Raw genomic sequence first — 14037 nt, 5'->3', positions numbered from 1 at the left:
TGCCGTCAGTCGAGGGCGAGGTCGCGGCGGAGTTTGGCGACGTGGCCGGTGGCCTTCACGTTGTACATCGCGCGCTCGATCGTGCCGTTCTCGTCGATCACGAAGGTGGAGCGGATCACGCCGGTGACGGTCTTGCCGTACATCGTCTTCTCACCCCACGCGCCGTAGGCCGTCAGCACGCTCTTGTCCTGGTCGCTGACCAGCGGGAACGTGATGGCGTCGCGCTCGCGGAACTTGGCCAGCTTGGCCGGGGCGTCGGGGGAGATGCCGACGACCTCGAAGCCGGCCGCCTGCAGCGAGCCGAGCGAGTCGCGGAAGTCGCACGCCTGGGTGGTGCAGCCGGGAGTCATCGCGGCCGGGTAGGCGTACAGGATGACCTTGCGGCCGCGCAGGTCCTTGAGCGTGAGCTGGTCGCCGTTGTCGGTCGGCAGCGTGAATTCGGGCGCGGCGTCGCCGGGGGAGAGTCTCTCAGTCATGCCGACGACGATAGACCGGCGACCAGGTCAGGCTCGGGGAGCGGCTCGGCCGGGGCGCGGAGCCGCCGGGCGCCGATGACCAGGAGGGCCGGACCGAGCCCGGCCGACAGCAGCACCAGCACCCGGGTCAGCCAGGCCGGGCCGGCGGTGGGAAGCACCGCCCCGCCGAAACCGATGGTGAAGCCGCCGAAGACGAAAACCACCAGACCGGTCAGTGCGAGTGAGAACGGCGAATGCCGCCATACGGCGGCCAAGGCCAGCAAACCGACCGGGAACAGCACGAGAGGGGGACTTCCGCCGTCGGCGGCACGGCTCACCGCGTACGCAAGGGGAGCCAGACCGGCGACCAGCGCGAGGGGCCGCACCGAGCCGGGCCACCGGAGCGCGAGGCCGGCGGCCGCCAGGCCGAGAAGGCCGGCGCCGAGCCACCAGAGCCCGACCCGCGGCGACGGGACCCAGTCGAGGGTGCCGGTGATCGCGAAGGTGCGGGCCTGTTCGCGCAGCGGAACCGACCAGGTGCGCAGGCGGTGGGTGCGGGACGGGTCGTTCTTCGCGGCCGGCGGCACACCCGGGCTGAGCCAGTGGGTGCGCTGATCGTGCCAGCGGACGCTGGTCGAGGTGGAGATGCGCCGCCAGGACGGCACCGCGGTGGGGTCGGCCGAGGACGGTACGGCGTTGTCGCCCTCGAGTGTCTCGTTGAGGTAGGCCGCGGGGGAGTTGACGTTCTGATAGGTGCCGTCGGGGCGGACGTCCAGGTAGGGCTCGCCGGAGTAACCCAGGATTTCGATCGGGTGACCGGTGTGGTTGGTGAGTTCGAGCCGCGCCCCGGCCTCGACCGCGCGCACCGACAGCCCCTTCTGGGGCGTGCTGATGCCGGTTACCGCGGTGCGGTAGGCGGTCGCGGCCGGCGCGTCGCCGCCGTGCGCGAACGCGGGCGTGGCCGGCGCGACGAACGCACCGGCCACGAGGACGGACAGGGCGAGACGCCTCACCCGGCGGCCGCGTCGACGGTCTGGGTGAACAGCTGGGTGGACGGAACGGTCTGCTTGGGGCCCTGGAGAAGCTTGCCGTTGACCACGATCGTCGGGGTGCCGTTGTAGCCGCGCTGGGTGAACTGGTTGGTCACGGTGGTGACCCAGGCGTCGTACGTCTGGTTGTTGACCGCGTTGACGAACGCGTCGCTGGTCAGCCCGACCGACTTGCCGAGGTCGACGAGTTTGGCGTTGTCGAGGCCGCTGCTGCCCTCCTCGGGCTGGTTGGCGTAGAGCGCGTCGTGGTATTCGACGAACTTGCCCTCGGTCGCCGCCGCGGCGGCCGCGCCGGCGGCCCGCGTCGAGTACTTCGTGCCGTTCGAGCTGTCGTCGAGGATCGCGACCGTGTGGTATTGCACGGTGATCTTGTTTTGCTGCACCAGCTGCTTGATCGTCGCGCCGGTCTGATTTTCGAAGTTGTGGCAGATCGGGCACATGAAATCTTCGTAGAGGTCGACCTTCACCGGTCCGGTGCCGATCTTCCAGGCGGTGCCGCCGTCGACCACGCCGGCCGGCACGGTCAGCTTGCTCGCCGTGGTCTTGTCCTGATGGGACAGCACACCCCAGCCGATCAACCCGGCCGCCACCAGCACCACGACCACCGCCACCGAGGTCCAGACCGTCACCCGGCGGCGGCGCTCGGCCGCCTTCTGCTGCTCGACGATGCGCCGGGCGTTGCTGCGTTCCCGGGCGCGGTCACCCTTGCTCATTGCTCTCCCATCAGAAGCCCGTCCACCGACAGGCGGGAGCGGGGTTTGACCAGCAGAATTCCGGCGAGAACCAGGAAGCCGACGTCGCGGAGGATCTCCGGCAGGTATTGCGCGGTCTTCCCGGCGGCGAGCTCTCCACCCTTGTTGAAGCAGCCGCACTCGATCTGCAGGCCGCGGGCCCACGCCGAGACGATGCCGGCGATGAAGACGACCAGGAACAACGCCCCGATCGCCGCGCTCAGCCGGGTGGCCAGGCCGGCCAGCAGCAGCAGGCCGACGGCGATCTCGAGGAACGGCTGGACGGCACCGACCAGGCGGGCCGCGTCGTAGGACATCAGGTGGTAGGCGTTCACCGCGCGGCCCGAGGCGGCCAGGTCACCGACGTGCAGGCCACCGGCGATGAGGAAGACCGCGGCGAGGCCGAGGCGGGCAACCGTGGAGATCCACGGCCAGACGGCAGCGGCCCGCCCTGTTTGCATGGTCGTCACGCCCACTTAGTCGCCACCCGTCGCTTCTCGGTTCCCCTTCATTGTGCTGAGGCTTTCCTGGGTAATCCCGGGGAAACAGAGGCGAAGGTCCTGTGAGTACTCCTAGACCGCCCTGGCCTGGGCCACCGCGGCGATCAACTCGTCGCGGGCCCGGGCGACCCGCGACCGGATCGTGCCCACCGGCACGTCCTCGACGTCGGCTGCCTCGGCATATGACAGCCCGAGCACCTGGGTGAGCACGAACGCCGTACGCCGCTCCGGGCTCAGCTGGTCGAGCAGGGCGGCCGTGCTCAGCCGGTGAGCCGGGTCGGGCGACGGCGCCTCGGTCCAGGCCTGCGCGGCCAGGCGGGCGTCCAGCCGGCGCCGGCGTACGACCGCGCGCAGGTGATCGGCGCAGGTGCGCCGGGCGATGCCGAGCAGCCAGGTGCGCACGCTCGAGCGCCCCTCGAACGCCGGCAGCGCCTTGAACGCGCGCAGGTAGGTTTCCTGGGTGAGGTCGTCGGCCGCACCGGGGTCGACGAGCGCGGCGGTGAACCGCCACACGTCGGTCTGCGTCGCGCGCACGAACGACGCCTGTGCGGCGGCGTCGCCCGCGCGGGCCGCGAGGGCCAGCTGCGTGGTCGGGTCCGGGCCGTTCTCACCCACGGTCACGAGCGGTCATGCTACGCGGGCCGTCTTCGGGGGAACCATCTGCGCTTGGCGGACGACTACTCCGCCAGTGGGACTCATTCACGACCCCCCGCGGGTGGGTGATCCACGCGCAATCAGGGAGCATGGCTCGCATGAAGTTTGATCGACGCCGCTTCGTCGCAGCCGGCGGTGGCCTGCTGATCGGCCTCTTCTGGGTGCTGATGGGCCCCGTCGCCCCGGCCTTCGCGCACGCCGCGCTGGTCGGCAGCGACCCGGCGGCCGACTCGATCGTGCCGGACGCCCCCAACAAGATCACGCTGACCTTCAGCGAGTCGATCCAGCTGCTCCCGGGCAAGATTCAGGTGCTCGGCCCGGACGGCTCCCGCGCCGACCAGGGCGACCCGACGGTCGACGGGGCAAACGTCACCATCCCGCTGCGGTCGGGCGGCGGCCGGGGCACCTACCTGGTCAGCTACCGGATCATCTCGGCCGACTCGCACCCGGTCGGCGGCAGCATCACGTACTCGGTCGGCGCGGCGTCGGCGCCGCCGAAGGCGACGATCGACGACACCAAGGTCGACCCGGTGGTGCGGGGGCTCATCCCGGTCGGCAAATACCTGGGGTACGCCGGGCTGGTGCTCCTGGTCGGCCCGTCGCTCGTGCTCGCGCTGCTGTGGCCGCATCGGCTCAGCCGCCGGGGGCCCGCCCGGCTCATCCGGACCGGCATCGGGCTGGTCACGTTCAGCACGCTGATGGCGGTCTGGCTGCAGGTGCCCTACTCGATCGGCACGAGCCTGTTCGACGTCCGGGCCGGCGACCTGCGGGACGTGCTCGGCAGCACGTTCGGCGCGGTCATGTTGGTGCGTCTCGGCGTGGTCGCGGCGGCCGCGCTGCTGCTGCGGCCACTGCTGCGCGGCCGGGGCGGCGAGTCCAAGGCCGACCTGGCCCTGCTCGGCGTGCTCGGCGTGGCCGCGCTGGCCACCTGGCCGCTGACCGGGCATCCGACCGCCTCGCCGGTGGCCGGCGTCTCGGTGGTGATCGACGCGATCCACCTGGCCGCCATGTCGGTCTGGCTCGGTGGGCTGGTCATGCTGGTCGGCTTCCTCCTGCGGCAGGCCAGCGAGCGCGAACTGGCGGCGATCCTGCCGATCTGGTCGCGCTGGGCGGCCACCGCGGTCGGCGCACTGATCCTGGCCGGCGTGGTGAGCGCGCTGATCGAGGTGTCGTCGGTCAACGGTCTGCTGCACAGCACGTACGGGCAGCTGATCCTGGTCAAGGTCGCGCTGGCCGCCTGCGTGCTCGGCGTGGCCTGGTGGTCGCGCCGGCTGGTGCGTTCGCGGGCGGGCGAGCAGAAGCCGCGCCGTCTGCGCAAGGCGGTCTTCGTCGAGCTGGGCATCACGGCCGTGGTCCTCGGCGTGACCGCGGCGCTGGTGCAGATCTCGCCCCCGCGGACCAGCGCGGTGGCCGGGGGAGCGGCCGCCACGAGCACCGTCACCAAGACGCTGACCAGCAGCACGATGGCTCTGCAGGTCGACATCTTCCCGGCGACGGTCGGCAACAACTCACTGCATCTCTATGCATACACGCCCGACAACAAGCCGCTGACCGTGGTCGAGTGGAGCGCAACCGCGGCACTGCCGTCGAAGGGGATCGAGCCGATTTCGATCCCGCTGTTGCGCATCACCGACTTCCACGCGATCGGTGACATCGCGCTGCCGCAGGCCGGCCAGTGGACGTTCAAGTTCACCGCCCGCACCAGCGATATCGACGAGCAGACACTCTCGATGACGGTTCAGATCAACTAGCCGTCTTTTGTCATATCCATCAGCGATTTAGCAGCAGTTTGACCACTTTGGGGTTATTTGGATCTGTATGGTCACCCGCAGTACGGCCTGAGAAGGGGGCGACACATGCGGGTGCTCCGCACCATCCTCGGAATGCTGCTGCTGACCGCCGGCCTCCCGGCGCTGCTCGCCGGCGCCGGACTCTGGGCGGCCATGCAGCACCGCGACGCCGGCGGCGCCTACACCGCGTCCCTCCAGCGTCTGGCCACCCCCGGCTACGCGTACGTCGTCGAGGACGTCGACCATCTGCTCCGCTCCGACGTACCGTTCGCCCGCTTCGGCAGCTCCCGCCTCGGCGTCGCCGCCGGCACCCCCGACGGGCCCGCCTTCGTCGGACTCGCCCCGGCCGACCAGGTCTCGCGCTACATGGCCGGCGTCCCCCACAGCACCGTCGACACGGTCGACATCGGAACCGGCGCCCTCCCGGTCGCCACCACCGCGGTGGCCGGCGCCCACGCACCGGTCACGGTCCCGGGCGACATGAGCTTCTGGACGCGTACGGGGATGGGCCGGCTCTCCTGGGAACCCGGCGAGCTGCGCGGCACGGCGTACAGCCTGGTCATCATGAGCCCCGGGGCGAAACCCGGCCTCCAGGTCGCGGCGGTAGCCGAACTGCGCCCCGGCTGGCTCGACTCCAGCACCTGGGGCCTTCTCACCCTAGGCGCTCTGCTGCTCATGGTCGGCCTGATCCTGCTGGCCTGGCCGGCCGCCCGCCGCGAAGTCGTCTACATCGTCGACCCGAGCCAGGTACCGGCCCTGATGAAGGCCATCGGCGCCCCGATGCCACTGAACCGGCTCCGCCCAGCCGGCGCCCACCGGCCGAGCACCCTGGCCGAAGCGCAGCGAGCCAACTTCCCGGCCCTGCCCCCGGCGATGCCGTGGCCCCCGCAGGCGGCCCCGGCTTTCGCCCCGGCCACGACCATGCCGCCGACGGCCGCCGAATACGCGGCGGCCACAGCGATCCCGGTCGGCGAGCGGGTGCCGGCGCCCGGCGAGCCGCTGAGCTTCTTCGGCGCCACCGGCAACACCCCGGAATCCGCGGAAGACCCGCTCTTCGGCCGCCGCGGCCGCCGCCCGGAACCGGACCCCCACGACGTACCGCCGTTCCAGGCGTCGGCGGTCGGAGCCTGGGTCGCCGAGACGGCACCGCAGCGGGCCCGCGAGGCCGAGGCAACAGCGGCGGCCCGTCTGGCCGAGGCAGCCCGAAACCGGGCAGCCGCCCACGGTACGACCGCGCCCACCCCCGAGGCCGCCCCCGCGCCCGCCGCCGGACGCGCGGCGGGCAGCCGTCCGTCGTCCGTCGCGGCCGCTGACAACGCGCGGGACGCATTCGCCGACCTGGACAGCCGCCACGAAGAGGCCGCAGCCGCTGCCGGAAGTGACGACGCGGCGGAGGTCGCGACCGCTTCGGGCCGCGGGGACGCGGCCGAGGTTGCGGCCCTCTCCGGCAGTGCGGACGCGGCCGAAGTCGCGGCGGCCGCTACGGCCGGGGCGCTCGACGCCACGGCGGCCATGCGTGACGCATCCCAGTTCGCCGACCAGGACCAGCGGTCGGTAGAGGGCGCGCCGGAGGCGCTGTCCGCACCGGTTGCAAGCGGCTCGGCCGACGCGAAGCCGGTAGTCGCCGGTTTGCGCCGCGCAGCGCCCGGACTGGTCGAGGTAGGGAAGTCGTCGGTCAAGGAGGCCTCGACCGGCACGAAGCGCGGCAGCCGTTCCTCCCGCGCAAAGAAGCAGGAACCGGTCGCTGACGGACTCTCTGCTGCGCGTGAGGGCGAGGACGCGACTGAGGTCGCGGGCCGCCACGACAAGCAGGGCGAGGTTGCTGGCGGCGACAAGTCCGAGGCTATTCAGAGCACGACCGGCTCGACGACGGCCGAGAAAGACGCCGTCGAACGCAAGACGCCCGAACCCGCAGCCGTCGGCAAGTCCGCCGCCGCCGGAAACGTCGCGGATGCCGGGAAGGTCGCGGCCGAGTCTGCGGAAGCGAGCAAGAGCGCGGCTCCGGCGGCCGGGAAATCGGCACCTGAGTCGGGCACGGCGGCCGGATCCACCTCCGCTGACAAGGTCGTGGCTGAGAAAGTCGGGGCCGAGGCCGCGGCGCACGAGTCGGCGGCGCACGAGTCCGGGGTAACGGCCGAGCGGGCCGCGACCGGATCTACGGCTCCCGGGAAAGAGACCGTCGAGCGCCGGGTGGCTGGGCGTGCGGCGGCCGCGAAGGAAGCACTCGGGCGCCCAGCAGCCGGGACCTCGGCGACCGAAAAGGAGGCTGCCGAGCGGATGGCAGCCGACTTCGCGGCGGCTGAGAAGGCGGTGGCCGAACGAGTGGCGGCCGAGCAGACGGCGTCAGAAAAGGCAGCGTCAGAAAAGGAAGCGGCCAGGCATGCGGCGGCCGGCAAGGTAGCGGCTAAGCACGCTGCGGCCGACCCTGCGGCCGACCCTGCGGCCGACCCTGCGGCTGAGCCTGCGTCGGCGAACTCTGCGGTGGCCAACTCTGCGTCGGCGAACTCTGCGGTGGCCAACTCTGCGTCGGCCATCGCTGCGTCGGCCATCGCTGCGTCGGCCGAGCCTGCGTCGGCCGAGCCTGCGGCGGCCAACCGCGCGGCGGCCAACTCTGCGGTGGCCAACTCTGCGTCGGCCAACTCTGCGGCGGCCAAACCCGCGGCCAAGCGTGCCGCAGCCAAGCCTGGCGTGGGTGGTCTTGACGCGGCTGGTCCTGCGGCGGCGGGTTCTCTCACCGCTGGGTCGGCGGCTGATGGGTCGGCGGTGGCTGCGTCTGCGCTGGCTGGGTCTGCGGTGGCTGCGTCTGCGGCGGCGGAGAAGGAGGCGGCTGAGCGCTCGGCAGTGCAGAACTCGGCGGCCGCGGTGTCGGCGTCCGAGCGGATGGTGGCTCAGGTTGCGGCTGCTGTCGAAGAGGTTGCCGGACGTGAAGCGGCTGGGAGTGCGGCGGTCGAGGAAGCGGCGGCCGAGCGTTCGGCCGCTGGGAGCGCGGCGGGCGAGAAGGATGCTGCTGTGCTGGCCGGCGAGAAGGAAGCCGGGGTTGAGGGCAAGGCGGCTCATCGGGCGGCCGACAAGCAGGCGGATTCCGATGACCAGGGTGGGCCGGGTCGTTCCGGCGGCTCGCGGCGGGACCGTCGGGGGCGGTCGACGACGCCGCCGGGTGGGGGTTCGGGTGGGCTGCCGAGTGAGAGTCTCGCGGCCGCCTATGCCGCTGGGGCTGCGGATGCCCGCGCGGCTCGGGGCAACTTCACCCGGGCGCCGGAGGAGGAGCGGGTGGGCAGCGGTGCCCGCCGGCCGTCGCCGGGGCCGGGGGCGCAGCAGGAGGTGCACCCGTCGGACCAGCTCGTGTCGGTAGTGACCGGTCCGGCCGCCACCGACTGGGCGGCTACCGGGCTCACGCGGGCCGACTCCCCGCGTGTCGGGCGGCCCATGCCGGAACGGCCGACGGCATCTTCGCCTGCCGACACCAAGCCGGAGAACGGGCACGGACCGGCTTGGAACCCGGCGCGTCCGGGTCGCCACAGCACCGACCGGAACGTAGACGCCCCGTCCACTCTCGACAGCAAGCCGGCCGTGAACGGTGACGCAGCCGCCCGGCCCACGAACGGCACCACCCCGGCCCGCCCGGCCGACACCGCTCCAGCCGTACCGCGCCCGGCTCCGACTCCCCGCCCGGTCGGGCCCCAGCGCCCCGCGGTGCCGTCGCCTGCGAGGCCGTCCGGTCCCGACCAGCCGGCCCGCCCCGAACCGGGCGCCGCCAACCCGCCCGTCCCCGGGCGGCCGGCGTCGCCGCCTCCGGGCGCGACCGGGCCGAACGTTCCCCCGTCCTCAGCCCAACCAGGTTGGCCGCCTTTTGCGCCGCAGCCGGGCTCGGTTCCAGCTCGGCCGGCTTCAGGTCAGCCGGGTCGGCCGAGCCCGACCCCGACCTCGGGCGCCCCGACGCCCACGGGCCGGCCGGGTGCGGCCGGGACGCCTTCCGCTCAGCCGACGGTCCGGCCCTCCGCCGGTCAGCCCGGCGTTGCCCAGCCGCCGCGCGTAACACCCGTGCCGTCGGGGCAGCCGGGCACGCCCACGGTGCCGACCAGCGCGGAAGCGCAACGGGGACCGGCGGGAGCGAACCCGCAGTACGGGCGCCCCGCCGCGACGCACCCGGCAGCGGCCCAAACCGCGGGCCAGCCCGGAGCGTCTTCGGGGCGGCCGGATTCGACGCAGCCGTCCGGTTACCCGGGCGTGGGAGGCGCAGCCGAGGCATCAGGACAGCCGGGAACAATTGCCGGCCAGGCGGGCGCGGGCTACCCGGGGACGGATCGGCCGGAAGCGGTTATCCGGCCGGGCGGCCCCGGAGCGGGTTCGCCGAATCCGGGTCAACCCGGCGCAGCACCGTGGTCGGAGCGTCCGGGTGCGACTCCGGCATCGGGGCGGCCAGCGGGTCAGCCCGGCGCGGCGTCGTGGCCGGAACGGCCGGGAGCTTCGTCGGGACCAGGTCAAACGACCTCAGGTCAGACCGGTCCGGGACAAACGGCGAACCGGCCGAACGGGATCCAGCCGCCGGGCTACCCGAGCGCGACGCAGCCGATCCCGAGGCCGGGGGCCAACCCGGCACCAGGTCAGTCAGGGTCGGGTCAATCAGCGTCGGCTCAGTCGGCACTGGGTCAGCTGGCACCTATTCAGTCCGCACCGGCTCAATCGGCACCGGCTCAATCGGCGCCGGGTCAGCTAGCGCCGGGTCAGCCGGGAGCGACCCGACCAGGAGTTGCGCAGCCCGGGCCGAGGACGCCGGGCTCCCGAAACGAGGCGCCGGGCGCCGTTCCTGCGGTGGCGGCCCAGTCCGGGACGACGCGTAGTGAGGCCGGGCCGGCCGGGGCCGCCGCGCAGGCCGGTCAGGCCGGTCAGGCCGCGCAAGCCGGGCAGGTGGGGGCGGCTCGGGGTGACGGTGGGTCCGGTGGCGGCGATGGTGGGGCGGCCGAGGGGGCGGCGCCGGATCAGGAAGCGGGTGGGCGGGGTGACGGGGCGGCGTGGGAGGTCCGGGTTGATGGGCCTCGGCCTACCGCCGCGTCGGTGATTGCGCGGGTTCAGGGGCAGGGGACGCCGGCGACGGTGGCCAGTGACTGGATGCGGGTGCAGGCCGAACCTACACAGGCGATCCACCTTGTCATTCCGGGGCATCCGGCGGCGGCCCGGGCCCGGACTGAAGCGGGCGAGGCCGACGGGATCATCGACACGGGAGAGACCGTCGCCGCGGAGCCGTTGGAGAGCATCGGTGATCTGACCGGGCCGGCCGGGCCCGCCGAGGTCGGGCGGCCGGGTAAGGCGGAGCAGCCGGGGATGCTGGCGCAGGCCCAGGGGCGCGTCGACGGGACGTTCACGCCGAGCCACACCACGGCGCGGCCGGCGGGGCTCGGGCTCGGCCGGCCGGCGCCGGCGGCGTGGCGGAAGGCCGCGGAGACGGTTGCGGCGCGCGCGGCCGGGCTGGCGTCGCCGGAGGACGAGACGCCGGTGCCGGCCAAGCCTCGCGCCGCTCGCGCCGCGAAGAAGGCGGACCCCGAGGTGGAGACGGCCGGGCGCTCTACGCGTACGGCAAAAGCGAAAGTGGACGCCGAGACCGTGACCAAACGGCGGTCGTCCGCGAAAGCGGACGTCGACCCGGGCGAGACCCGCAGCACCCGGACGGCCGCAGCGAAGCCGGCAAAGTCCGCGGCGACCCCCGCAAAGCCCGCGGCGACCCCCGCAAAGCCCGCGGCGACCCCCGCGAAGCCCGCGGCGGCTCCCGCGAAATCCGCGGCGACCCTCGCGAAGCCCGCGGCGACCCCCGCGAAGCCCGCGGCGAGCACGGCCAAGCCGACGACGAGCACGGCCAAGCCGACCGCGGCGGCAGCCAAGCCGGCGGCGGCTGCTCCGGCGAAGCCCGCGAGCCGGGCGGCGGCCGGAAGCTCAGCGGCTGGGGGCTCAGCGACCGGGAGCGGAACCACCCGGGCGAGTTACCGGGACGAGGCGGCCGAGTTGCTTGCCGCGAGTACGCAGCGGCGCCGGCGGCGTACCCCGGCCGAGGCGGAGGCGGCGGCCGAGAAGCCGAGGCGCCGTGGCGCAGGCCCCACGCAGGGATAACGGTGACACGAAAGGGCCCTCCACGCTGCCGACGTGGAGGGCCCTTTACCGGGGGGAACGGAGTAACCGAAGGGGGGCTTCGTCCGTTATCACCAGTTTAGCCAATGATCGCCGGAACTGGGAAGTCCCCTCCCTAACGCGGACAAATGTCATCGACGTCCGGATCGTGGCGGCCGAGGGACGTGACAGCGTTCGCGCCCGCTCGGGCGTAGGCTGTCGGCGTGGCTGATCATTTGGTGTGGATCGACTGTGAGATGACCGGTCTCGATCTCGGCAAAGACAAGTTGATCGAGGTCGCGGCGCTGGTCACCGATGCCGACCTGCACATTCTCGGCGACGGCGTCGATCTGGTCATTCATGCCGACGACGCCGCGCTCGACGCCATGCCGCCGGTCGTCCGCGACATGCACGCCAAGTCCGGCCTGACCGAGGAGGTCCGGCGGTCGACGGTCACGATGGCCGAGGCCGAGGAACTCGTCCTGGCGTACATCAAGGAGTTCGTGCCCAACCCGCGCACGGCTCCGCTCTGCGGCAACTCGATCGCCACCGACCGCGGCTTCCTGGCCCGTGACATGCCGGCGCTCGACTCGTTCCTGCACTACCGCATGATCGACGTCTCCTCGATCAAGGAACTGTGCCGCCGGTGGTACCCGCGGGTCTACTTCGGTCAGCCGGCCAAGGGTCTCGCGCACCGGGCGCTCGCCGATATCAAGGAGAGCATCCGCGAGTTGGAGTACTACCGGCGCGCGGTCTTCGTGCCGCTACCCGGCCCGGACGTCGAGGCGGCCAAGGCCATTGCGGCCGGGTTGCTCGAGCCCTAGGGGAGTAACCCGCTCGACGACCCCGCCCGAGGCCCCGCTATGATGGGATCGCGCCGCAAGGTGCGATGGTGGTCGTAGCTCAGTTGGTAGAGCACCGGGTTGTGGTCCCGGGGGTCGCGGGTTCAAGTCCCGTCGGTCACCCCATTCGCAGAAAGCCCGCTCGTGAAAACGAGCGGGCTTTTCTGACTTCTGGGCACCGCGCCACTACCAGCACAAATCCCCCGAAAAACGCGTAACGTCGGATCGCAGCGAGACGGGGGTCGCGGGAGTGGGAACGCCGGCGTCGGCGGTGGTGCGCCGCCATTACGTGTGGTTGCTCGGTGTGCTCATCGTGGCCGGCGCGGCCCAGCTGGCCAGCGGGCTGCTGCTGCTCGCCCGGTTCGACGGGCAGGTGGGGCGGTTCGACCGGGCCGAGAGCGCCCACATGATCATGCTGCAGTCGATGACCGACGCCGAGACGGGTCTGCGCGGCTGGCAGCTCACCGGCGAGCAGCTCTATCTGCAGCCTTACCAGGCCGGCGTGCAGAGTTTCCCGGCCGCGGCCCGCCGGGTGCTGTCCGATGTCGGCGATCCCGAGCTGCGGGCCCTGATCGGCTCGGAGGAGGCGGCGGCCGACGAGTGGCTCAATGACTTCGCCGCTCCGACGGTCGCGACCTCGGCCCGCTATGCGGATGTCGGACAGGGTAAGGCGCTTTTCGACGCGTACCGGGAAAGGCACGGCGCCGCGGGCGCCGCGCTCACCGCAAGCCGCCGCCGGGCCGCGCATTCCTTCCGGGTGGCCAGCACGGTGGTGCAGGGCGCGCTGGCCGGGTTGACATTGCTTGCGGTGCTGGTCACCGTGCGCTTGGGTGTACGGACGCAGCGTCTGCGCGAGGAGCAGCGCCGCTACCTGGGCGAGGTGCTCGACACGCTGACGATCGGTGTGGTGGCGGCCGCGGCCGACGGGTCGATCGTGTGGATCAACCGGGCGGCGCGGGACGGGATCGAGTCGATGCTGCCGACCCACATCGACGAGTTCGACAAGGCGCTGGAGCGGACCGGCGCGCAGCCGGCCGACGGGCATCCGCTGCGGGTGGCGCTCGCCGGTCACACGATCCGCGGGCGTGAGATGACCTTTGTTCCGCCGGGTCGTCCGCCGATCGAGGTGATGGTCGACGCGGGGCCGCTGCGCGACGAGCGCGGCCGGATCATCGGCGCGGTCGCGTCCCGGTACGACATCACCGCCCTGCGTGATCGTGAGGCCGAGTTGACGGCGTTCGCCGGGATCGTCGCGCACGACCTGCGGGCGCCCCTGGCCGCGATCGCCGGGTACATCGAGCTGCTCGAGCAGGATCTGGCCGCGATCGACGAGCTGGACGAGTTCCGCGACACGCTGGGGCGGGTCCGCTACAGCACCGACCGCATGTGCCGGCTGATCGACGACCTGCTGGCGTACGCGACCGCGCGGGACGCACCGTTGCGCCTGGAGCCGGTCGACCTGGGCGAGGTCGTCGACGAGGTGGTGCACGAACGGACCGCTCACCTCCGGACGGACCGGGCGCCTCGCATCGAGTTCGGTCCGCTGCCGACCGTGCACGCCGACCCGGCGATGATCCGCCAGATGATGGACAACCTGATCGGCAACGCGATCAAGTACACCCGGAACAGCGAACCGGCCCAGGTGCGGATCACCGCCGACCGGCTGGACGACGAGTGGGCCGAGATCCAGGTGTCGGACCGGGGCATCGGCATTCCGCCCGATCAGCGTACGTCGATCTTCGAGTCGTTCTCGCGTGCGCACCGCGGGCAGTCCTATGCGGGCACCGGGCTGGGTCTGGCGATCTGCCGTCGCGTGGTGGACCGGCACGGTGGAACCATCACTGTCGATGACAACCCGCTTGGCGGGGCGAGGTTCCACATCGTGCTCCCGACCGAGCCTGGGGAATAGGTCTCCTT

9 protein-coding genes and 1 tRNA gene are annotated in these 14037 nt (G+C 72.4%); 5 read left to right on the top strand and 5 right to left on the bottom strand.

All coding sequences use genetic code 11. The features are described from left to right. Positions 1-5: 5 nt before the first annotated feature. The 5 genes from bcp to ACIA5C_RS18585 all read right to left on the bottom strand — a co-directional run bounded on the left by bcp (position 6) and on the right by ACIA5C_RS18585 (position 3356). On the bottom strand, positions 6-476 hold the full coding sequence (gene bcp / locus ACIA5C_RS18605; protein ID WP_396056089.1) for a thioredoxin-dependent thiol peroxidase: 471 nt from the start codon (positions 474-476) through the stop codon (positions 6-8). Then, the gene (locus tag ACIA5C_RS18600) at positions 473-1468 is read right to left on the bottom strand and encodes a hypothetical protein (protein ID WP_396056087.1); all 996 of its coding nucleotides are present in this window, start codon (positions 1466-1468) and stop codon (positions 473-475) included. Before ACIA5C_RS18600 ends, bcp begins: the two co-directional genes overlap by 4 nt. Further along, positions 1465-2217, bottom strand: a complete 753-nt coding sequence (locus ACIA5C_RS18595; RefSeq protein ID WP_396056086.1) for a DsbA family protein — start codon at positions 2215-2217, stop codon at positions 1465-1467. Before ACIA5C_RS18595 ends, ACIA5C_RS18600 begins: the two co-directional genes overlap by 4 nt. Then, entirely contained in the window at positions 2214-2711 is a 498-nt protein-coding gene (locus ACIA5C_RS18590; RefSeq protein WP_396056084.1) for a MauE/DoxX family redox-associated membrane protein, read from the bottom strand. The genes ACIA5C_RS18595 and ACIA5C_RS18590 overlap by 4 nt, the downstream gene beginning before the upstream one ends. A 96-nt stretch (positions 2712-2807) precedes the next feature. Next, positions 2808-3356, bottom strand: a complete 549-nt coding sequence (locus ACIA5C_RS18585) for a sigma-70 family RNA polymerase sigma factor (RefSeq protein ID WP_396056082.1) — start codon at positions 3354-3356, stop codon at positions 2808-2810. 131 nt (positions 3357-3487) lie between these two features. Between ACIA5C_RS18585 and ACIA5C_RS18580 the strand changes: the two genes are divergently transcribed. The 5 genes from ACIA5C_RS18580 (at position 3488) to ACIA5C_RS18560 (ending at position 14029) form a co-directional block, all read left to right on the top strand. Continuing rightward, the gene (locus ACIA5C_RS18580; protein ID WP_396056080.1) at positions 3488-5140 is read left to right on the top strand and encodes a copper resistance CopC/CopD family protein; all 1653 of its coding nucleotides are present in this window, start codon (positions 3488-3490) and stop codon (positions 5138-5140) included. 105 nt (positions 5141-5245) lie between these two features. Then, complete coding sequence (locus ACIA5C_RS18575) at positions 5246-11281, top strand: hypothetical protein (RefSeq protein ID WP_396056078.1); 6036 nt, start codon at positions 5246-5248, stop codon at positions 11279-11281. 221 nt (positions 11282-11502) lie between these two features. Continuing rightward, entirely contained in the window at positions 11503-12102 is a 600-nt protein-coding gene (gene orn, locus ACIA5C_RS18570) for an oligoribonuclease (RefSeq protein WP_396056076.1), read from the top strand. 68 nt (positions 12103-12170) lie between these two features. Beyond that, positions 12171-12246, top strand: a tRNA-His gene (locus tag ACIA5C_RS18565). Positions 12247-12370: 124 nt separating this feature from the next. Further along, positions 12371-14029: an ATP-binding protein gene (locus ACIA5C_RS18560; protein ID WP_396056074.1), complete on the top strand. Its 1659-nt coding sequence runs from the start codon at positions 12371-12373 to the stop codon at positions 14027-14029. Positions 14030-14037: the final 8 nt, after the last annotated feature.

Origin of the sequence: Actinoplanes sp. NPDC051343 (assembly GCF_044455125.1) — a bacterium.
Classification (GTDB): domain Bacteria; phylum Actinomycetota; class Actinomycetes; order Mycobacteriales; family Micromonosporaceae; genus Actinoplanes.
This window is presented reverse-complemented; position numbering and strand designations above follow the sequence as displayed.

Coding starts and splice junctions, on each gene's coding strand:
- ACIA5C_RS18595 (WP_396056086.1), bottom strand. CDS start 2,217: ATGAGCAAGGGTGACCGCGCCCGGGAACGCAGCAACGCCCGGCGCATC.
- bcp (WP_396056089.1), bottom strand. CDS start 476: ATGACTGAGAGACTCTCCCCCGGCGACGCCGCGCCCGAATTCACGCTG.
- ACIA5C_RS18580 (WP_396056080.1), top strand. CDS start 3,488: ATGAAGTTTGATCGACGCCGCTTCGTCGCAGCCGGCGGTGGCCTGCTG.
- ACIA5C_RS18575 (WP_396056078.1), top strand. CDS start 5,246: ATGCGGGTGCTCCGCACCATCCTCGGAATGCTGCTGCTGACCGCCGGC.